The sequence below is a fragment of the Peribacillus sp. FW305-BF15 genome, assembly GCF_058783805.1.
The window spans coordinates 1-20,410 of sequence record NZ_JBYSYV010000038.1; the positions used below are offsets into that span (position 1 = coordinate 1).

21 protein-coding genes are annotated in these 20,410 nt (G+C 41.4%); all 21 read right to left on the bottom strand.

Annotated features, from left to right (window positions below; genetic code table 11):
* Window positions 1-195: 195 nt before the first annotated feature.
* A complete protein-coding gene (locus AC3WLU_RS25145; protein ID WP_191928966.1) occupies window positions 196-930 on the bottom strand; it encodes a glycerophosphodiester phosphodiesterase in 735 nt (244 codons plus the stop codon).
* A gap of 410 nt (window positions 931-1,340) precedes the next feature.
* On the bottom strand, window positions 1,341-2,132 hold the full coding sequence (gene spo0A / locus AC3WLU_RS25150) for a sporulation transcription factor Spo0A (RefSeq protein WP_034308269.1): 792 nt from the start codon (window positions 2,130-2,132) through the stop codon (window positions 1,341-1,343).
* A gap of 329 nt (window positions 2,133-2,461) precedes the next feature.
* On the bottom strand, window positions 2,462-3,754 hold the full coding sequence (gene spoIVB, locus AC3WLU_RS25155) for a SpoIVB peptidase (protein WP_063575695.1): 1,293 nt from the start codon (window positions 3,752-3,754) through the stop codon (window positions 2,462-2,464).
* A gap of 161 nt (window positions 3,755-3,915) precedes the next feature.
* Complete coding sequence (gene recN / locus AC3WLU_RS25160) at window positions 3,916-5,631, bottom strand: DNA repair protein RecN (RefSeq protein WP_048681817.1); 1,716 nt, start codon at window positions 5,629-5,631, stop codon at window positions 3,916-3,918.
* Between the two features lie 22 nt (window positions 5,632-5,653).
* Window positions 5,654-6,103, bottom strand: a complete 450-nt coding sequence (gene ahrC / locus AC3WLU_RS25165) for a transcriptional regulator AhrC/ArgR (RefSeq protein WP_034308279.1) — start codon at window positions 6,101-6,103, stop codon at window positions 5,654-5,656.
* 243 nt (window positions 6,104-6,346) lie between these two features.
* The gene (locus AC3WLU_RS25170; RefSeq protein ID WP_057278791.1) at window positions 6,347-7,174 is read right to left on the bottom strand and encodes a TlyA family RNA methyltransferase; all 828 of its coding nucleotides are present in this window, start codon (window positions 7,172-7,174) and stop codon (window positions 6,347-6,349) included.
* A 4-nt stretch (window positions 7,175-7,178) separates the two neighbouring features.
* Window positions 7,179-9,071 (bottom strand): 1-deoxy-D-xylulose-5-phosphate synthase, encoded by a 1,893-nt coding sequence (gene dxs, locus AC3WLU_RS25175; protein WP_057278879.1) that lies wholly within the window; start codon window positions 9,069-9,071, stop codon window positions 7,179-7,181.
* Window positions 9,072-9,320: 249 nt separating this feature from the next.
* Window positions 9,321-10,214, bottom strand: coding sequence for a polyprenyl synthetase family protein (locus AC3WLU_RS25180; protein WP_057278792.1), 894 nt, complete (start codon window positions 10,212-10,214; stop codon window positions 9,321-9,323).
* Window position 10,215: 1 nt separating this feature from the next.
* Window positions 10,216-10,449: an exodeoxyribonuclease VII small subunit gene (locus tag AC3WLU_RS25185; protein ID WP_034308286.1), complete on the bottom strand. Its 234-nt coding sequence runs from the start codon at window positions 10,447-10,449 to the stop codon at window positions 10,216-10,218.
* Window positions 10,446-11,798: an exodeoxyribonuclease VII large subunit gene (xseA, locus tag AC3WLU_RS25190; protein ID WP_400448295.1), complete on the bottom strand. Its 1,353-nt coding sequence runs from the start codon at window positions 11,796-11,798 to the stop codon at window positions 10,446-10,448. Before xseA ends, AC3WLU_RS25185 begins: the two co-directional genes overlap by 4 nt.
* Window positions 11,799-11,937: 139 nt before the next feature.
* Window positions 11,938-12,813, bottom strand: coding sequence for a bifunctional methylenetetrahydrofolate dehydrogenase/methenyltetrahydrofolate cyclohydrolase FolD (gene folD, locus AC3WLU_RS25195; RefSeq protein ID WP_413003754.1), 876 nt, complete (start codon window positions 12,811-12,813; stop codon window positions 11,938-11,940).
* Between the two features lie 69 nt (window positions 12,814-12,882).
* Window positions 12,883-13,275 (bottom strand): transcription antitermination factor NusB, encoded by a 393-nt coding sequence (gene nusB, locus AC3WLU_RS25200; protein ID WP_034308295.1) that lies wholly within the window; start codon window positions 13,273-13,275, stop codon window positions 12,883-12,885.
* 449 nt (window positions 13,276-13,724) lie between these two features.
* On the bottom strand, window positions 13,725-14,129 hold the full coding sequence (locus tag AC3WLU_RS25205) for an Asp23/Gls24 family envelope stress response protein (RefSeq protein WP_492598125.1): 405 nt from the start codon (window positions 14,127-14,129) through the stop codon (window positions 13,725-13,727).
* Window positions 14,130-14,166: 37 nt separating this feature from the next.
* A complete protein-coding gene (accC, locus tag AC3WLU_RS25210) occupies window positions 14,167-15,519 on the bottom strand; it encodes an acetyl-CoA carboxylase biotin carboxylase subunit (protein WP_057278794.1) in 1,353 nt (450 codons plus the stop codon).
* A 14-nt stretch (window positions 15,520-15,533) separates the two neighbouring features.
* Window positions 15,534-16,034, bottom strand: coding sequence for an acetyl-CoA carboxylase biotin carboxyl carrier protein (gene accB / locus AC3WLU_RS25215; protein WP_034308306.1), 501 nt, complete (start codon window positions 16,032-16,034; stop codon window positions 15,534-15,536).
* 623 nt (window positions 16,035-16,657) lie between these two features.
* On the bottom strand, window positions 16,658-17,239 hold the full coding sequence (locus AC3WLU_RS25220; RefSeq protein WP_057278796.1) for a SpoIIIAH-like family protein: 582 nt from the start codon (window positions 17,237-17,239) through the stop codon (window positions 16,658-16,660).
* A 14-nt stretch (window positions 17,240-17,253) separates the two neighbouring features.
* On the bottom strand, window positions 17,254-17,925 hold the full coding sequence (gene spoIIIAG / locus AC3WLU_RS25225) for a stage III sporulation protein AG (RefSeq protein WP_048681803.1): 672 nt from the start codon (window positions 17,923-17,925) through the stop codon (window positions 17,254-17,256).
* 7 nt (window positions 17,926-17,932) lie between these two features.
* A complete protein-coding gene (gene spoIIIAF / locus AC3WLU_RS25230) occupies window positions 17,933-18,541 on the bottom strand; it encodes a stage III sporulation protein AF (protein ID WP_034308312.1) in 609 nt (202 codons plus the stop codon).
* A gap of 16 nt (window positions 18,542-18,557) precedes the next feature.
* Window positions 18,558-19,766 (bottom strand): stage III sporulation protein AE, encoded by a 1,209-nt coding sequence (gene spoIIIAE, locus AC3WLU_RS25235; protein ID WP_034308314.1) that lies wholly within the window; start codon window positions 19,764-19,766, stop codon window positions 18,558-18,560.
* 30 nt (window positions 19,767-19,796) lie between these two features.
* Window positions 19,797-20,177, bottom strand: coding sequence for a stage III sporulation protein AD (gene spoIIIAD / locus AC3WLU_RS25240; RefSeq protein ID WP_492598126.1), 381 nt, complete (start codon window positions 20,175-20,177; stop codon window positions 19,797-19,799).
* Window positions 20,178-20,200: 23 nt separating this feature from the next.
* Window positions 20,201-20,404 carry a stage III sporulation protein AC gene (gene spoIIIAC, locus AC3WLU_RS25245; RefSeq protein ID WP_034308319.1) on the bottom strand — a complete coding sequence of 68 codons (204 nt, stop codon included), beginning with the start codon at window positions 20,402-20,404 and terminating at the stop codon, window positions 20,201-20,203.
* Window positions 20,405-20,410 lie beyond the last annotated feature (6 nt).

Genomic DNA, 20,410 nt, shown 5'->3' on the forward strand with positions numbered 1-20,410 from the left:
TGGAACGGAAGGTACGAGACTCCTGCGGGAAAAGCGCGTCTAGGGGAGACCCCGCAGGCGAAAGCCGAGGAGGCTCCACGACCGCCCGCGGAAAGCGAGTGCCTGGAGTGGAAATCAACGTCCAAATAGACAAACTCGATTTTCATCGAGTTTGTCTATAGTCTGAGAAGGTGCCTTGTATGGCACCTTCTTTCTTTATCTTGACTTCAATTCTTCTCTTATCCGTACCGCTGCTTTGGGGAAATCGGTTATGATGCCGCTGCACCCCAATTTGAATAACCGCTTCATCTCGGTTTCTTCATTAATGGTATAGGGCCTTACAGGAACACCCATACTAACCGATGATTGAATGAGTGCATCAGGGGCAGCCCGGATATTTGGGTGAATTGCACTTCCGCCTATTGCCTTGGCATATATCCACGGCATGTATAGGCCATCCCTATATAGCGGTGCCGTTTCCAATTCTGGTGCCAATCGATGGCAATTGACCAAACTGTAATGATTGAAAGAAGAAAGGATTATCCTTTCCTCCATTTCGTAGGTACGGATGAGCCGGATGACTTTCTCTTCCAAGCCTGGATACAGAAAAACCGTATTTTTCAATTCAATATTGCAAAAAAGCTGATTATCATTAAGCCAAATAAACAGTTCTTCAAGCGTGGGAATCTTTTCTTCACCAAAATTACCCTTATGGGTTGCGGAAGCATTAAGGGTTTTCAACTCCTTTAATGTCCGGTCTTTTACATACCCCGAGGCATTCGTGGTCCGATCGAGCTTTTCATCATGGATGATGACCACTTCTCCATCTTTCGAGAGCTGGACATCCGTTTCAATTCCGTCCGCACCGACACGGGCAGCTTCCTTGAACGCCGACATCGTATTTTCCGGATGAGTTCCTGCAGAGCCTCGATGTGCAAAGATTAAGGTCATGATGAAACGCCGCCTCTCTCAAAAATTGTTATACACCGATTTTATGAACAGAAACAGCAAATTATTTTCATCTAGATCAATTCTACAATCAAAACGCAGGTGATTATTTTCTGCATAGAAGGTTCCTTTCCTCAAATCACTCCATTCCCTTTTACTATGTGCCGCTTTTTAAACCAAACAAAAACGCCTTTTATTTATGGGATTTGCTGCAAAATCCAATAAATAAAAGGCGTTTAATTTTTTTAACCGGCGTAAAAAGATTTGAAGTTGCCGATTAGAAAAAATCACGAAGCAACTTCTTCCTGTCCTTTACCTCCAGACGGAGAGTTCCTATTTATATTTAGCGGCTCTAGCCTTTATAAGGTCAATAGTTACCCTGAGTCTTAACAACCGGTATTACCCTACCCCTGTCAAGAAGCTTTATGTTCGAGGCGCAGCTTATCGGCAACCATGGCAATGAATTCGGAATTTGTAGGTTTTGCCTTTGTCATGCTTACGGTATAGCCGAAAAGAGATGATATGGATTCTATATTTCCACGGCTCCAGGCCACTTCAATCGCATGCCGGATAGCACGTTCAACTCGGCTGGCCGTAGTATTGTATTTTTTTGCGATATCCGGATATAAAACTTTGGTGATGGAACCCAATAATTCTATATCATTATATACCATGGATATGGCTTCCCTTAAATACAAATATCCCTTAATATGTGCAGGCACTCCAATCTCATGAATGATGCTGGTGATGCTTGCATCAAGGTTCTTCGGTTTGGATTCATTTTGGGGACGATAGCTAAATTGACTATGATTTTTTAAAACCGCCTGCCCTTTACCGCTTACCTGACGGATGTGATTGGCCAGATTTTCCATATCAAATGGTTTCAGGATGAAATAAGACGCACCCAAATCAACTGCTTTTTTCGTAACATCTTCTTGACCAAAGGCAGTAAGCATTATCACATTAGGCATGGCACCCCGTTTTACTTCACGAAGTTTCTCAAGTACACCTAACCCATCTAAATGAGGCATGATAATATCGAGGATCAAAATATCCGGATCAACGCTTTCTAGCATACCCAGGCAATCTTGACCGTTATGTGCCACCCCAATCACTTCCATGTCTTCCTGTGCAGAAATGTATTCTTCCAGAAGGCCAACAAGTTCTCTATTATCATCTACAACGCACACCTTAATTTTTTTCACGCTTGATTTCCTCCTCAACTACAATTGGTCTTTTTTTCTATATGACTAAATTCTATTGTAATTGAACTTTTCGACAATGGAAACTAAATTCCTTTTATTTTTGAAAAAATATAAGGAATTCAATATTATTCTCCGGATATCTCTTGTTTTCGACTTCGTTTGCTATTGGAATAAACCGTTTGTCGAAAAATCTTCATATCGTTTTCATTTTATCACATCGTTCCAAAAAAACCTCTATTTTTTGAAGAAATCAAAATTAATTCCGATCCAAACCTATGCTAATCATAATTTTCCATTAAAAAGGGGCATCCAAAAGGATACCCGGATTCTTAGCTTGCCTTTTCATAATTATCTTTGTCGTATATATTTATACCGGCTTCGTTTAACATCCATTCGATATGGACTCCATACCCACTTGTAGGATCATTAACGAATACATGGGTGACTGCACCGATTAATTTCCCATTTTGAATGATAGGACTGCCGCTCATACCTTGAACGATCCCACCCGTTTTTTGAAGCAATTCTTTATCCGTCACTTTTAAGACCATTCCTTTGATTGCAGGAAACTTCTGTGGGATGGAACTGACGATTTCGACATCGAATTCCTCCACTTCAGAACCATTCACCACTGTAAGGATTTTTGCTGGCCCTTCCTTTACCTCATGGGAAAGGGTGATGGGGAGTGGTTTGTCGTTAATTCCATTTTTAAAATCTTGATTTAATTTCCCAAAAATGCCAAAGGGACTATTACGATTGATATTTCCTATTTTTTCTTTATTGGAAGAAAAGCGTGCCAATTTTTCTCCCGGATCACCATTGCTTCCTTTTTCGATGGATGTGACCGTCGATTGAACGATCTGTCCGTCCTTAACAACAATCGGCTTTTTTGTATCCATATCGGATATGACATGTCCCAACGCCCCATATTTTTTTGAATCCGGGTGATAAAACGTCATTGTTCCGATGCCAGCTGCCGAATCACGGATATACAAACCCAATTTGTAAGTTCCTTCATTCTTATCTTTTAGCGGGAATAAGGTACTATGAAGCACTTTATTATCACGGTTAATGACAATTTTCAACGCCTCACCCTTTTCACCTGCCTGCTGAACAAAAGGGGTTACATCCCCCATCTTCTTTATCGTCTGACCATTGATTTCTGTAATAATATCACCGATTTCAATTTTCGCTTTTTCTCCCGGTGATTTTTTCCCCTGCGCCGTATCAATAAGATGATGACCTACTACGAGCACCCCAAGAGTATTAAGCTTCACTCCAATGGATTGGCCTCCAGGCATGACCCTAAAGTCTTTTAACACCCTGATGTCGACCTTTTTGGCAGGCAAGCCTGCTACATCGAGTAACACTTCATTCGTACCTGGTTTCTCGGCACCAAGCGTAATCGAAGCTTGTTCATCATGAAGTGAAATTCCATCACTGGATCCCGAAGTTTTTGCAGAAACAGGCAATGATTTGGAAATACTATATTGACTTCCTTCAAATAGTACAAGATGATTTGGAATTAAAAAATATTCACGAGATGGCTGGTATAACCCTAATGTTAATAGCGAAACAAGGAGAATTCCACCGATGATCCTGTTTATCCATATAAATTTCAATCCATTCACTCTCCTCGCTCTCTGAAACTTTATGGCTACACCTTTAATTTAGCCCTCATGACAGTCATTTATAACAGGTGCAAAAAATAAAAGCTATCCGTTTTTGGATAGCTTTACAATGAATGCTTATGATAAGTTTAAATAATCTTCTTACAGGCCCATCAAGATGTAATCTTCAGCCTTTTGGCCAGCTGGATTAATTCATTGGCATGTTGTTTCGTCAAGTCCGTAATCTCTACTCCCGAAATCATCCTGCCAATTTCTTTTATTTTTTCAGTTTCAATTAGCGGCTTGACCGAGGTATTCGTCCGTCCGGCCCTTACATTTTTCGCTATGAAAAGGTGAGTATCCGCCATGGCTGCCACCTGTGGCAAATGGGATATGCACAAAACTTGTGATCCAGTTGCCACTTTATAAATCTTTTCGGCAATGGATTGTGCAACCCGTCCGCTCACACCTGTATCCACTTCATCAAATATAATCGACGTTATCCCTTGATGCTTGGAGAAAATGCTTTTCAAAGCCAGCATGATCCTCGACAGTTCTCCACCAGATGCGATTTTAGAAAGAGGTTTTAACGGTTCACCTGGATTGGTGGAAATATAAAATTCCATTGAATCCAGCCCTGACTGATTAATGCCCCTATCTGACAATTCATCGAAAGTATAGGCTGTCTGAAGGAAATGAGGTTCAAAAATTGTTTTTTCCATATATAGATCCTTTAATTCCTGATGAATCTTTTTGGTTAGCTGCTGAGCGAATTTCTGGCGAAGTTCAGACAGATTCTTTGCTTCGACGATAAGATCTGCCTTGATGGATTTCATTTCCTTTTCAAGCTTCGCGATATGGGTTTCCCTATTTTGCAGCTTTTCGACTTCTTCTTCAATTGCGGCCCCATATTCCAGGATTTCCTCGATGGTCCGTCCGTATTTACGCTTTAATTGATTTATTTCATTAAGTCGACTTTCAATGAATTCAACACGTTCTGTATCATAATCCAAAGAGTCCAATTGGTCACGTATGTTTGACACAGCCTCTTCGAGCAGGAAGTAGCTATTTGAAACGGTTTCAGAGCTGTGCTTTAAACCTTCATCAAGCCCTGCCGCTTCCTCCAAATTATTCATGGCTACGGAAAGCCAATCAATTGCATGCTGCTCACCATTTAAAGCATTATAACTGGTTTGCAGCGCTTCATGGATTTTTTCGAAATTATTAATTTTCTTCCGTTCTTCCATCAATTCTTCATCTTCGCGTAATTTCAAATCAGCTTTTTGGATTTCATCGAATTGAAACTGGATCAAATCAAGGCGGTGGACCATTTGCTGTTCATTTTGGCTCAAACCATTCAATTGTTTAGAAGCAGTTTCATATCGTTTATATAGCTTTTGGTATTCAGTGAGTGCAGATGCGATTTTTTCACCGCCGAATTGATCGAGCAGCGGAAGATGGAGTCGTTCATCCATTAATTCCTGATGTTCATGCTGACCATGGATGTCTATCAATGTTCGCCCTATCTCACGTAAAGTGGAAATCGTCACCAGCTTCCCATTTACCCTGCAAACGCTTTTACCGCTTTGTGAGATATCCCTTCGAAGTATCGCCATCCCATCATTCATATCCAGGCCAAACTCTTCCGCTTTGGCAAAGACCGGGTGTTTTTCATCTTCAATTTGGAATAATCCTTCTATTTCAGCCTTCGACTCACCATGCCGAATGAACTCTGCAGAACCACGTCCCCCAACCAACAGATGAACGGCATCTATTATGATTGACTTCCCTGCCCCTGTTTCTCCTGTCAAGACCGTCAAGCCTTTCTCAAATGAAACGGACAGGCTGTCTATGATCGCAAAATTCCTAATCGATAGTTCTGTTAACAAACTAGATCACCTCACAACATTATTAGAGCATGTCCAAGAATTTGCCGGAAATGATCTTTGCATCTTCCTCGGAACGGCAGATAATTAAACATGTATCGTCGCCGCCGATCGTCCCGAGTATTTCTTGCCAATTTAAATTATCAATCAATGCACAGATGGCCTGGGCATTACCCGGGAGCATTTTCATAACCAGCAAATTGTTGGCTGAGTCAATGCGTACAAAGGCATCGACAAGGATTCTCTTTAATTTTTGAAGTGGATTGAAACGTTGGTCGGCCGGCAGACTGTATTTATACCTTCCATCCGTTAAAGGAACTTTTACAAGGTGAAGCTCTTTAATATCCCTTGAAACGGTGGCTTGAGTTACATTGTATCCAGCTAATTTCAATTCTTCAACTAACTCATCCTGTGTTTCGATATCATTATTCGTTATAATGTCCCTTATTTTTATATGTCGTTGTCCTTTATTCATAAGTAGAAGCACCTCTTCTCAACTGTTGCTCATTTAATGGTAATGGTATCACTTTCAATATTAATGTTATCGGATTTTTATGCAATTGTACAACTTTTTTCTCTAAAATGAATACAAGTCTAATTTTTGCACTTACCTATTTTATGTATCCACTCATAAATGATTCAATTCCATGACGACAATGCATAGTCAAAAAGCTCCTTTAGCCAACCATTCAGCCAAAGGAGCCATACAAAGTTCTAGCTATTCTTTTTTAAATTGGGCATGGGCCTCTCCAACGATGTCATCAACCGTTTTCGAAAGCAATAATGCTCCATCTTCCTTCGGCCCTTGCCAGTGTAAGTGAAGTAAGAATTCAATATTTCCATCACCGCCGGTAATCGGTGAGAAGGAGGCATCCTTAATATCATAGCCTTCCTTTAAAGAAAAAGAAATGATCTTATCCAACACTTGTTTATGGATTTTGGGATCACGAACAATCCCCTTTTTACCCACTTGATCCTTCCCGGCTTCGAATTGCGGTTTAACCAAGGCAACGACATCACTATTCGGGACGAGCAAGGTCTTTAGTACCGGTAAAATTAACGTAAGCGAGATGAAGGAAACATCAATGCTTGCGAAGTTTGGCATCTCCCCGTCGAGATCGGCGGGTGTAACATAACGGAAATTGGTTCTTTCCATTACTTTTACCCGCTCATCTTGCCTAAGCTTCCAGGCAAGTTGATTATAGCCGACATCAAGCGCATAAGACATTATGGCGCCATTTTGCAAAGCACAATCCGTAAACCCGCCAGTTGATGATCCGATATCAAGCAGTATTTTTCCATTCACTTGTAAATCGAACTCCCTTAATGCCTTCTCAAGTTTAAGACCGCCTCTTGAAACGTAAGGCATGACTTTTCCTTTGATCGTGAATTCTAGATCGACCGGCACTTTTTCCCCCGGTTTTTCGTATCTCTCTTCATTCGCGTAGACAAGGCCTGCCATAACCATACGCTTCGCTTTTTCACGTGTATCGGCCAAGCCTTGTTCTACAAGTAATACATCCACTCTTTCTTTCATCACTTTCATATTTTCAGGCCCTTTTTTCTTTTTTGGGTGTTATCATTTTAATCTTTTTGATGGCTGTATCAGTCGTCAGACCGATTTCTTCAAGAAGTTCATCGACGCTTCCATGTTCAATGAAATAATCAGGTATCCCCATTCGATCTATAATTGCCCCATAAAATCCTTGATCATGAGCATATTCAAGAACAGAACTACCAAAACCACCTTGAAGAACCGCTTCTTCTATTGTCAGGATTGGCATTTTTTCACCAAGGAGACTGCTTAGCATGTTCTCATCCAAAGGCTTAATGAACCGGGCATTGACCACCTTCACTGAATAATCCTCTTTCTCGAGCAGTTCTGCCGCTTCAAGAGCCATGGGAATCGTTGTGCCGAAAGTTAAGATGGCAGCATCCGTTCCTTCTTTAAGAACTTCCCACGAACCGATCGGAATCTGCTGTAATTCAGCATCCATCTCTACTCCCCAACCATTCCCACGAGGGAAACGCATGGCAATCGGACCATCATTATATTTTAAGGCCGTATTGACCATATGCTGGCCTTCGTTTTCATCTTTCGGCATCATCAGCACCATATTCGGTACGTGGCGCAAGAAAGCAATGTCGAAAACGCCTTGATGCGTTTCACCATCGGAACCAACCAATCCGGCACGATCGATTCCTATGAATACGTTCAAATTTTGACGGCAAATATCATGCACCACCTGGTCATAAGCCCTTTGCAGGAAGGTTGAATATATAGCCAGGAATGGTTTCATTTTTTGCGTTGCCAATCCGGCTGCAAAAGTTGCAGCATGCTGCTCGGCAATCCCTACATCATAGAAACGCTCTGGGAACTCTTGAGAGAAGCCCACCAATTTCGAACCTACGGGCATTGCAGGTGTAATCGCGACAATCCGCTCATCGTCACGGGCTAGCCTGCTGACAGTATCGCTTACGAGAGCGCTCCAAGCAGGACCCTTACTAGGGGATTTCACGAAATCACCTGTCTCGATCTTATATGGGCCAGTCCCATGCCAGTTCCCGGTTGTGTCCAACTCGGCAGGAGAATATCCCTTGCCTTTTTTCGTGATGACATGCAGCAGGACCGGTCCCTTCGTTTTCTTGGCATATCTTAAATTCTCAAGCAATTCTTCATAATTATGTCCATCTACTGGTCCAAGATAAGTGAATCCGAGTTCTTCGAAAAAGATTCCTGATACCAATAAATATTTCATGCTATCCTTCAAACGTTCAGCTGTAGCCGCAAGTTTACCACCGACTGCAGGAATTTTTTTCAAAAGCAGCTCCAATTCATCTTTTGCCCAGTTATATTTACCTGCTGTCCGCAATCTTCCCAATATCGTGTGTAAGGCACCTACATTGGGGGCTATGGACATTTCATTATCATTCAGGATAACGATCATGTCCTTTTTTTCATCACCGATATGATTCAACGCTTCAAGCGCCATCCCCCCTGTTAGGGCACCGTCTCCGATTACAGGCAAAATAAAGCTGTTTTCCCCTTTGATATCACGTGCAGCCGCCATCCCCATTGCAGCTGAAAGGGAAGTCGAACTGTGACCGGTTTCCCAAACATCATGGGGGCTTTCAATCATTTTAGGAAAACCGCAAAGACCTTTATATTTCTTTAAGGTGTCGAACTCTCCTGCTCTGCCAGTCAGGATTTTATGGACATAGGATTGATGTCCGACATCCCATAAAATTTTATCATTCGGACTGTCGAATTCTTTATGCAAGGCTATAGTCAACTCGACGACACCTAAATTGGGACCAATGTGCCCACCGGTCACCGATAATTTTTCCACAAGGAATTTCCGTACTTCCACACTTAACTCGACAAGTTCTTCATTATTCATCTTCTTCAAAAAAGAAGGGTCTTTTATAGATAGAAGATCCAAACAGGACCACTCACTTTCTGTCATTTTCGGTGGTTAGCATAAACAAAGCCTCATGAAAGAGGGCTATGGAAGACTTGACCGAAAAATTGGTTTTAAGTTAAAAAATAGCCGCCAACACCCAGGTGATTTCGGCGGCTTATTATACCTATTTTATCACGTATCTCAATTAAAAAATTCATTTTGATTTTCACATATTTTTGCACAATGAGTATACCACAAAACCTCAATTGATAACAAATTTAGCCACAATCAATGATTACGGTTCGCAATTAAATCAGTTAGTTCATTCAACAAACCCGTTTGTAAGGTTGTTTTTCCTAAAGCGGCATGGGCAAGTTCTATATGATGTTCCAACTTTTGCTTTGCCCCTTGAAGGGTTAGTAAAGAAGGATATGTGCTTTTATGATTCCCCACATCACTGCCAACCGGCTTGCCGATCAACTCGACTGACCCTTCAATATCCAGAATATCATCGCGAATTTGAAAAGCAAGCCCCAGGTGGTATGCAAAGTCACGTAAATGCAGTTGCTGTTCTTCACTCGCCCCTGCTAATATAGCACCGGAAAGGATGCTTGCAGTCAATAACTTCCCTGTTTTATGTTCATGTATATACTCCAATTCCTGAAGGGTCAGCTGTTTATTCTCACCTTCCATATCGGCAACTTGCCCCCCAACCATTCCTTCGGCTCCGGCGGACTTCGCAATTTCACTTACAAGGTTCAGCTTCATTTCTGCCGTGACCTCGGGATTGGTCATATCCGTCACCAATTGAAAGCTATAAGTAAGAAGTGCATCACCTGCCAGTATGGCCACCGCTTCACCGAACACTTTATGATTCGTCGGTTTTCCGCGGCGGAGATCATCATCATCCATTGCCGGAAGGTCATCATGAATCAAAGAATATGTATGAATCATTTCAATGGCAGCCGCTGCAGGAATCCCTATCCTCAAGCTTTTTCCAAAGGCCTCCAAAACCGCAAAGACCAATAATGGGCGAATCCGTTTACCCCCTGCCTGCAGTGAATAGATCATGGCTTCTTTGACTACTGCCGGGGCTTTAAGTTTATTGACATATTCGACGATTTCCCGTTCTATAATTGCCTTATATTCATTAGAAAACATTTCAAAGGACGCCGTACCCATGTCATTCTTCCTCCTGTACAGCAAAGTTTTCAAGTTCCCCATCTTCGCGTAAAATTTGAGTCAACTGATCTTCAACAGCCTTAAGCTTTGAATGGCAAAGCCTTGATAAATCCATCCCTTGTTTATATATTGAAATGGCTTCTTCCAAGGGCACATCGCCTTCTTCCAACTGCTCTACAATTTTTTCGAGATTCTCCATCGCTTCTTCAAATGTAGCTTCCTGTTTTTTTGTCATGATTCAATCCGCTCCTTAATTTCTTTAATTTCACATTCAAGAGTTCCATCTTTTATCGAAACCGCTATCTTATCCCCTTTTGATACTTGCTGTGTACTTTTCACTAATGTCTCATCCTCAGCAAAAACCAATCCATAGCCCCGTTCCATGATTTTTAGTGGACTGAGAGCAGATAAAGTGGCTGTAATATGGACGAACTGCTGAGATTTATGCCGATAGATGGCTTCCATGGCCCTCCGTAAAACCTTTGCATGCTGCTGCAGTTCTTCTTTCGCATTTTTCACCGCTTGTTCAGGATGCTGCTTTTTCAAAATATCGTTCAGCTGATTCAGCTCATCTCTCTTTTTCATGAAATATCGCGTGCTGGTCCTCCCTAGCCTGTCCATCGTCTTGTCTAGTTGTTCCAGCTTCTGTTCGTACATTTTATGTGGGTAACGGAAGGCATAAGACCTCTCCATCCTGGTCAAACGGGTTCGTTCAAAATTCACTGCTTCTTGAATGGAGCGGGTCAATCGATTCTTGCGGTTCATCAGGCGTTCGAGTATTTCATTCAAGTGAGGAACCGCTAACTCTGCTGCACCAGTCGGTGTAGGAGCACGCATATCGGCGACAAAATCAGCAATCGTAAAGTCGGTTTCGTGACCGACAGCAGAAATTACAGGTATATCGGAATCATATATAGATTCAGCCACTATCTCCTCATTGAAGGCCCATAGTTCCTCGATCGACCCGCCGCCCCTTCCGACAATGAGAACATCGCTTTCCGCCCTTGCGTTCGCCATGGAAATTGCCTTGGCAATCGATTTAGCGGCATTATTCCCTTGTACAAGTGCTGGATAAACGATGATCTTGGCGATCGGATATCTCCGCTTGATGGTTGTCAGGATATCTCTTAATGCAGCTCCGGTCGGCGAAGTTATGACCCCTACAGACTTAGGGTACTGCGGGATCGGCTTCTTGTGTTCGGCCAAAAACAAGCCTGCCCCCTCCAGCTTTTTCTTCAGCTGTTCATAAGCAAGATATAAATCCCCCACACCATCAGGGGCCATGCTTTTCACATAAAGCTGATACTGTCCTCCAGCTTCATATAATGATATATCACCCTTAACAAGTACCTTCATGCCATTTTCAGGAAGGAATTTCATGCCTTTATTATTGGCGGCAAACATGACGGAGAGAAGTCGTGCCTTCTCATCCTTTAAAGTAAAATACATATGTCCGCTTGTATGTTGTTTAAAATTTGAAATTTCACCTTTTATGTATACATTTTGCAAATGGGGGTCGGCATCGAACTTCCTTTTGATGTACTTCGTTAAAGCCGACACACTCAAATATTGTTGGTTGCTCATATAATGTCTCCTTCCGATGGAAATCGGATATAAAGAAAACTCACCTATAGATTATCATAAATCCATGAATGGAAAAAAAGCGGTCTCCCGTTATTATAAAACAAGAGGTCCGCTTCTTTAAAATAATTTAACGTTTTTTTCAGCTTTTTAATGCTTGCTTGTTTGATTCAAGAGCTTTTTGAGCAGATTTGACCGTATTCTTCATAAGCATCGTAATCGTCATGGGACCAACGCCTTTAGGAACAGGTGTAATGTATGAAGCCTTATTTTTCACTTCATCAAACGCCACATCACCGCAAAGCTTCCCTTCATCATTCCTGTTCATTCCGACGTCAATGACGATTGCGCCTTCTTTAATATGGTCACTCGTGATCGTGTCCCTCTTTCCGACCGCTGCCACAACGACATCGGCTTGCTTGGTATAATAAGCAAGATCCTTTGTCCGTGAATGACAGTATGTAACGGTTGCATTTGCGTTTAAAAACAATTGTCCGGCTGGTTTTCCGACGATATTACTTCTCCCTACGATGACAACATGCTTACCTTCAAGGTCATAGTTGATATACTCAAGCATCACCATGACGCCGTACGGAGTACAAGGTAAAAATGCATCTTGTCCCGTCATCATCCGCCCAATATTAATCGGGTGGAATCCATCTACATCCTTTTCAGGGGAAATCGCTTCAATAATCGCCTTTTCCTGAATATGTCCAGGCAAGGGCAGCTGCACCAATATACCATGAATGCTGTCATCCTGGTTTAATTCAGCAATGCTCTGAATTAATTCCTCCTGAGAGAGATCCGCAGGTTTTTTAATTAGTACGGAATGCATACCCAAGTCCTCACAGGCCTTTTGCTTATGGCGCACATAAGTTTGAGATGCTTGATTGTCACCCACCAGGATTACAGCTAAACCCGGAACGACATTTTTTTCACGTAACTGTTGAACTTCCTTACTGATTTCCTGCCTAACTGACTCTGCAATTTCTTTACCATTAATGATTTGAGCTGACATGTGTTTATTCCTCCCAAGTTAATTTTGCTAAAGAAATTGCTGAGAGAATCCTTGTTCAAGGCTGCAGCTTTAGCTGCCGCTTTTCACCTTCACTTTGGATAAAACGGCATTTACAAAGCTGCTTGATTGATCATCACCGAATTTCTTAGCAATTTCAATAGCTTCATTCATTGCAACACTTACAGGAACATCTTCACTGTGAACCATTTCATAAACCGCGATCCGCAGTAAATTCCGATCAATGTTCGCCAGTCTTTCCAACGTCCAATTCTCTAAATTGTCCCTGATCATTCCATCAATTTGTTCACGATTTTCCGTTATCCCCATTACTAATTTCTTGAAATAATTATCAGTGGGAGCACCATCCAGTACGCTTTCCATTGCTTCTTCTGCATTCGAGTTGGCAATATCTATCTGATATAGTGCTTGAAGGGACTTTTCACGGGCTTCTCTTCTTTTCATAATCTTACTCCTTTTACATCTACTATTATATATGAAAATGCTAGAACAAACGAACATTAAATAACATTTTTTCAAAAATATTAAGATTCTCGCCATATTTTTTATAAAAACAAGCTAAATCCCACTAAATTAAAGGCCAAAATATTCAATATCTTGATTCAAGATTACATCTCAAGATTACTTTCCATTTAAACGGCCAACACAGTCCCATACTTTTTGAAAGTGTCAAAAAGCTCTTGCCTAGCTTTCATGCTCATATTTCACCTTTTACACTCTAACAGAAATCACCCTTGAATTAAAGGGAAATTTCCAGACACCGCCTTATTATGTTCATTTAAATTTAATATTATAAGCAGGCTCCAAAAACGGGTATCTTGGAGTTTACTTTCAAAAAACAAAAACCCGGCTTTTTGCCGGGTTTTTGCTGGTGTAAATCGAATGAAGCCCACTTACACTTCTTGTTCGTATTCCGCTTCTTGTTTAGCGTTTTCAAACGCAATGCCCACTACATGAATGTTCACTTCGCCAGCGTCGATAGCGGTCATATTCAACAAAGCTTCACGAATGTTATCTTGCACTTCCTGAGCAACTTTCGGAATTGAAACACCAAACTTCATGACACAATAAAGTTCGACTTTGATGGATTCTCCCGTTAAGTCCACTTTAACACCTTTACCGTGGTTCTTTTTACCAAGCTTTTCAACAACACCCGTAGCGAAATTCCCGCGCATATGTGCAACACCTTCAACTTCCGATGCAGCGATACCCGCAATCACCTCTATCACCTCAGGCGCAATCTCAACTTTGCCCAGCCCACTATTATAATCATTCATTTCGAGTAATTGGCCTTCCATTTCACTCATTCAAAAGCACCTCCTGTCTTCCTTTACATTATGAGTTCATTACATCATATATTTCAAGGAATTTGGTATTAAATTCCCCGGAAACAAATTGTTCATGCTGAAGTAACTTAATATGGAAAGGAATTGTGGTACTGATCCCTTCAATGACAAACTCACCCAAGGCGCGTTTCATCTTCTCGATTGCCTCTTCCCTAGTCGGTGCATGGACAATCAATTTAGCGATCATGGAATCGTAATACGGCGGTATCGAGTACCCAGGGTATGCCGCAGAATCCACACGAACTCCGTAGCCGCCTGGAGGTAAATACATTTGAATCTTACCTGCGGAAGGCATGAAATTCTTTTCTGGATTTTCGGCATTGATCCGGCATTCGATAGACCATCCGTTATAAGTGACATCCTCTTGCGAAAGCGATAGTTTGTTGCCTGAAGCAACTTTAATCTGTTCTTTAATCAAATCCACGCCCGTTACCATTTCTGTAACTGGGTGTTCAACCTGGATACGTGTATTCATTTCCATAAAGTAGTATTTTCTATTCACATAGTCATAAATAAATTCTACTGTTCCGGCTCCTGAATAGTTTACGGCAAGTGCAGCCGTCACAGCGGCCTGCCCCATTTCCGCACGTATTTCACCATCCAACGCCGGTGACGGGGTTTCTTCAACAAGTTTTTGCAAACGTCTTTGGACCGTACAATCACGCTCACCTAAATGGATGGCGTTGCCATGATTATCTGCCATGACCTGTATTTCAACGTGACGGAAGTCCTCGATGAACTTTTCAATATACACGCCAGGATTCCCGAATGCCGTAGCGGCTTCCTGTTGTGTGATGTTAATGCCCTTAATGAGATCTTCTTCCGTCCTTGCGACGCGGATACCTTTACCGCCTCCGCCTGCAGTAGCTTTGATGATGACTGGATAGCCCATTTCATTAGCTAGTGCTACACCCTCATCCGTATCTTTGATTATGCCTTTAGAACCTGGCACGATCGGTACACCAGCTTTGCGCATGGTTTCCCTTGCTACGTCCTTTGTACCCATTTTATTGATCGCTTCAGGGCTAGGACCGATGAAAATGATATTGCATTCACGGCATAGCTCGGCAAAGTCGGCATTTTCAGCTAGGAAACCATATCCCGGATGAATTGCATCGGATCCCGTTTTCTTGGCAGTGCTGATAATGTTGGTTTTATTTAAATAACTGTCTTTTGATAATTTAGGACCGATGCAATATGCTTCATCAGCAATTTGAACATGTAATGCTTCTTTATCTGCTTCTGAATAGACAGCAACAGTCTCGATTCCTAACTCCTTGCATGCCCGGATGATACGGACAGCAATTTCCCCGCGATTGGCAATTAATACCTTTTTAATCATTTAGAAACAGCTCCTCATTCCGGCTTTACTAAAAATAATGGTTGACCATATTCTACAAGCTGACCTTCTTTTACAAGGACTTCAACGATTTCACCGCTTACTTCAGCTTCGATTTCATTGAAAAGTTTCATGGCTTCCACGATGCAGACGATGGAATCCCCCGTTACTTTATCGCCTGCTTTTACGTATGCAGGTGAATCCGGTGCAGGAGATTGGTAGAATGTCCCTACCATAGGGGAAGTGATTTTATGTAAATTTTCCTGTTCAGTGACGGCTGCAGCCGGTTTTGCAGGTTCAACAGCTTTCGGTACTTCAGGGGCAGGGGCCGCTGCGGGCTTGACCTCTACAGCTGCATTGGCTTGAACAACATCTGGAGCAACTGCTGCTTGGTGTAATACTGTACCCGTTTCGGTTTTTTTCAATTTAATTTTCGTTCCTTCATTTTCGAAAACGAATTCACCGATATTTGATTGATCGACTAACTTAATAATTTCACGAATTTCTTGCACTTTCATTTTGTGGCACCCCTTGTCTAATTTAATATGAGTTTGTGAGGCAATAATATTTTATGTAACCCTACCCTTAGCTTATCCTACTTTGTCCAATACTGCACAAAGTAGCCGCTTTCTTTACGCGAATGCGAATAAACTGACTACAAACCCCATCTGTATTATAACAGATATTTCACTTTCTCAAAATATTGTTTCCCTAAGAAAATTGAAAAGTTTATGACCAGCTTCTAACATCATACAATATTAGCTTATACAAATTCAATGATAGATTAATTGTTACTGAATATCCATACTTCCATCTTACACCTTTATTATAATATTGTGAATATATATCAACTTGGGCACCTTAACGCTTGCTCTTTAATTTTGCATTTCATTCCTGGAAAACCAGCCATAATATCCATTGTAATTACTTTTCTAGAATATTACGGATGATCATTATCACCATTTCTATTTGAGTTCCTGATTCCAATCGACATAAAAAAGCTTTTCCTCTAAAGTTTCCAGGTTTGTGAGATCCTTTAAAAAATCATAATAAAAAGCCTCCCATTTTTTTATTAAGGGGGCTTTCAAATTTCTATGAGGTTGAACTGTTCTGTATCAGTCACTTTTTTCTGTATGTGTGTTTACTTTTCCGGTTGGAAATCGACCACTACATTTTGTGCATCGCTCACTTCTTTCCTTACGAGGCGGATAATGTTATTTGCCTCTGTTTTCGTTTGTTTATCCGCCTTGACACTCACCTTAACATCCGTTCCGTCCACCCGGACCAGTGCGGCATTGTAATCCATGGCAACAATTAAGTTTTCGATGATATTTTCTTTCACTTTCGTTTCACTTAATTGTTCGATTTTTGCATAAGCCTCGTCTCTTTCTTCAGCTGATAGTTCTGTGTTGCCCATCTTTGCAGTCAATTCTTCATTCAGCTTCGCCCGTTCATCTTCAATCTGCATCCTTAACGATTCGAACTCATCTCCAGATGCAATGGTTACAGAGGAACCTTCTGTATTTTTGGAAGTTTCTTTTTCACTTTTGTTTTCCCCTTTTGTCTCTGCTTTGTTCTCTGTTTTATTTTCTTCCTTTTCCATTTGCTCTGTTGCCGTCATATCGGCGGCATTTTCTTCAGGAGCGGTTAAATAATAGACTGAAAGCACAACGACCAGACTTAGCATAGTCAATAACCAAACGGTTTGTTTTTTTAATAACATGTAGATTTTCCCCCTTATTTTTTAGGCATGACAGAAACCCTGTGACTCGGTACATCAAGTGAGCGTGTGACAGCCTCGATGATCCACTTCTTTATTTGAATGTTTTCGGCCCCTTTTGCGACTACCAGGACTCCTCGTACACTAGGTTTTTTCGTTTCCGAAATGATCGGTCCTTCTTTTTCACCGCTCTTGACCAAAACTAGCTGTTCATCAACGGATGTGTCTTCGACCGTCCTTTTGCCGCCTTCCTGGTCGGTTTCTTCAGTGACTTGTTTTTGGGTGACTTTATTTCTTTCATATACTTTTTTCTCGGATGCATCGACGTAGATTACGACTTTCACATCCTGGACGCCTGCGATGGATTCTAGCGCTTCCTTCATTTCATTCTGTAGATATATTTCATAGTCTTTTGTAGTCTTGAATTCTGATTTCTTCTGGCCGAATGTTTCAACATCCCCATCTTCTTCCTGCTGTTTATCATTATTGAATACAGTCGTCACTTCAGATGTTTGTCCTGTCTTGTTGGTGGTTAACAAATTCCCGGCCATCATGATTCCCGATCCCAAAAGGACAACTATTAGAGCATAGACATACAGGGAAGGTTTTTTTTCCTTAGGCTCTTTTTGGTCAGGGTCTTTATTTAATAGTTTTTGCAGCCAGGATAATGGACCTTTGTCTTTGTTCAATACTCAGTCACTTCCTTTCCCCGGCGATTTCAATGATCTCTTCATCAACAGACCAACTTGTTGCCAGAAACCTTTTGACAGCATCCAGATTGGCATCATTCGAAGTGGATGGGCTATCTGTATTGATATCAACCTTCGCTACTGCCTCTATCTCCGAGTTTTCTTTCCCTTCTGCCTTTTCCAATGAAATGGTTATGTTCTGCAGATCATCAACACCCGGCTCTTCCTCATTCTTGACCCCTACATCAATTGAACTAATCCTCATGTTATAATCCGCCATCAGCTCCTCTTCCACTTCTGCCTGTAAGTCAACAGCCATTTGTTTTAAAATATATGCACCCTGGGTAGCTTGTATTTCTTTTTTCTTCATTTCTGTCAAATTTCCTAAATCTTTTTTTTTCTGATCCTCAAATTCACTAGTGGCCGCAGTGAGAATATCATCGAAATCCTTATTGAATAATCCCAATATAGGAGTGATGATGATTGCAATCAGTAAAAGCCCGATAACCATTTTGGCATACTTCTGTAAAGCTGAATTCGGCAGAAGCATATCGATCACAGTAGCCAGCAGTACAAATATGATGATGTTGGATACCCAGCCAGCTAAAAAACTCACCAAGTCCTCCTCCTTTCTAACGAACCATCAGGGTAATGTTTCCAGAGGCGATGATTACCGTGATACTTAAAAAAAACATGAGTGAGACAATGGCCAATGCGGCGAAAATATAAATCATGCTTTTACTTATGATGTCAAGGCATTTTATTACAGGTCCTCCGCCCAGCGGCTGCAAAAGACTCGCTGCCAATTTATAGACAAAAGAAATCATCAGGATTTTTATGGCGGGAAATGTGGTAATGAGCAAGAGAATGATGACGCCTGACAATCCCACTGTATTTTTCAAAAGGACGGAGGCACTAATGACCGTATCCGTTGCATCGGTAAACATGCGCCCTATGACCGGTATAAAGTTACCTGTCACGAATTTGGCTGTCCTGATCGTCACTCCGTCAGCTACAGCTGAGGATGCTCCCTGAACGGAGATCACACCAAGGAATATGGTCATGAATGCTCCAAGGATCCCGATGGCAAAATTACGGAGAAGTTGTGCCAGCTGTGTCACTTTGTAATGTTCGGTCAACGTGCTGACTATGCTTAAAATCGCTGCAAAGAATAATAACGGAAGGACGACGAACTGAATCAAGATGCCGCTTGTATTCATCAAAAACATCAATACCGGATGAAAGAAGGCTGCCGATACAAGTCCGCCTGAAGCAGCTATCAATGCCAAGAGTAAAGGGATGAGCGCCATTAAAAAGGAAATCATCAAATCTATCGTATCTTTTGTATATTCAATCGCCACATGAAAACTGTTAAGTGCCAAAATGATCAGCACCATATAAACGATTGCATAAGCGACCTTACTTACGGAGCTTTGCTCGAACGCATTCTGCAAAGACTGGAGGAACATGCTGAAAACGGTTAATAAAATGAGTGACCCCAGCAGCTTTCCATTCACGAGCAGTTCATGAAAAATGAATTTTGTGATTCCCTTTATCCATTCATCAAATGAAAATTTCTTATCGCCGCTTACAAAATCCATGAAGCTCCCTTTCTGGCTTTCCGGTAAGAATCCTCCATATTCCGTAACGATGTCATCCCAATATTGTTTGAGCTCATCGACGCCCAGCCTTTCAATTTGGGCTTGTACCAGTTCGGACTGCATGATCGGCTCTTGATCAACTTCACCATTTTCTGGATTCTCGGCAGCTTGTCCAATAGATGCATGCAAAAAAAAGAGTAAAACGAATAGTATGGATAAGTAAGGCATCCGCTGCTTCATACATTCACCTCATTGACTAGGAGTAATCCATTAACTTGGGAGCATCTGTAGAATCGTTTCGATAATGACGGTCAAAATCGGAATCGCCATGGCAAGAATCAAGATTTTTCCGCTCAATTCTATTTTGGAAGCGAGCGAACCTTGCCCTGCATCTTTTGTAATTTGGGAAGCGAATTCTGCAATATAGGCAATTCCGATTATTTTTAAAATGGTCTCTAGATACACGGTATTTACATTCGCATTAACGGCAATTTTTTCTAACATTAGAATGATTTCGTATATCTTGTCAGCTAAAAAAAGAAAAATGGAGCATCCTACAAAAACAATAAGCAGGAATGCTAAATTTGGTTTTTGCTCTTTGACGATCAGTGCCAAAAAGGTGGCAACTAGGGCAATGGCCACGATTTTTATGATTTCAATCGCGAATCCCTCCCTTACTGAAATAGAAATACAGATTTAATTTTTTGAAATAAATCCTCTACTACAGAAGCAACCATGAATAAAATATAGATAAATCCGAAAAGTGTCACCCACTGGGCATATTCCTTCTTCCCAACCTGATCGAGTATCGTGTGAAGAAATGCCACGACAAGCCCCACACCCGCTATTTTAAATATGATGTCCACGTCAATGCCCATTTTCAT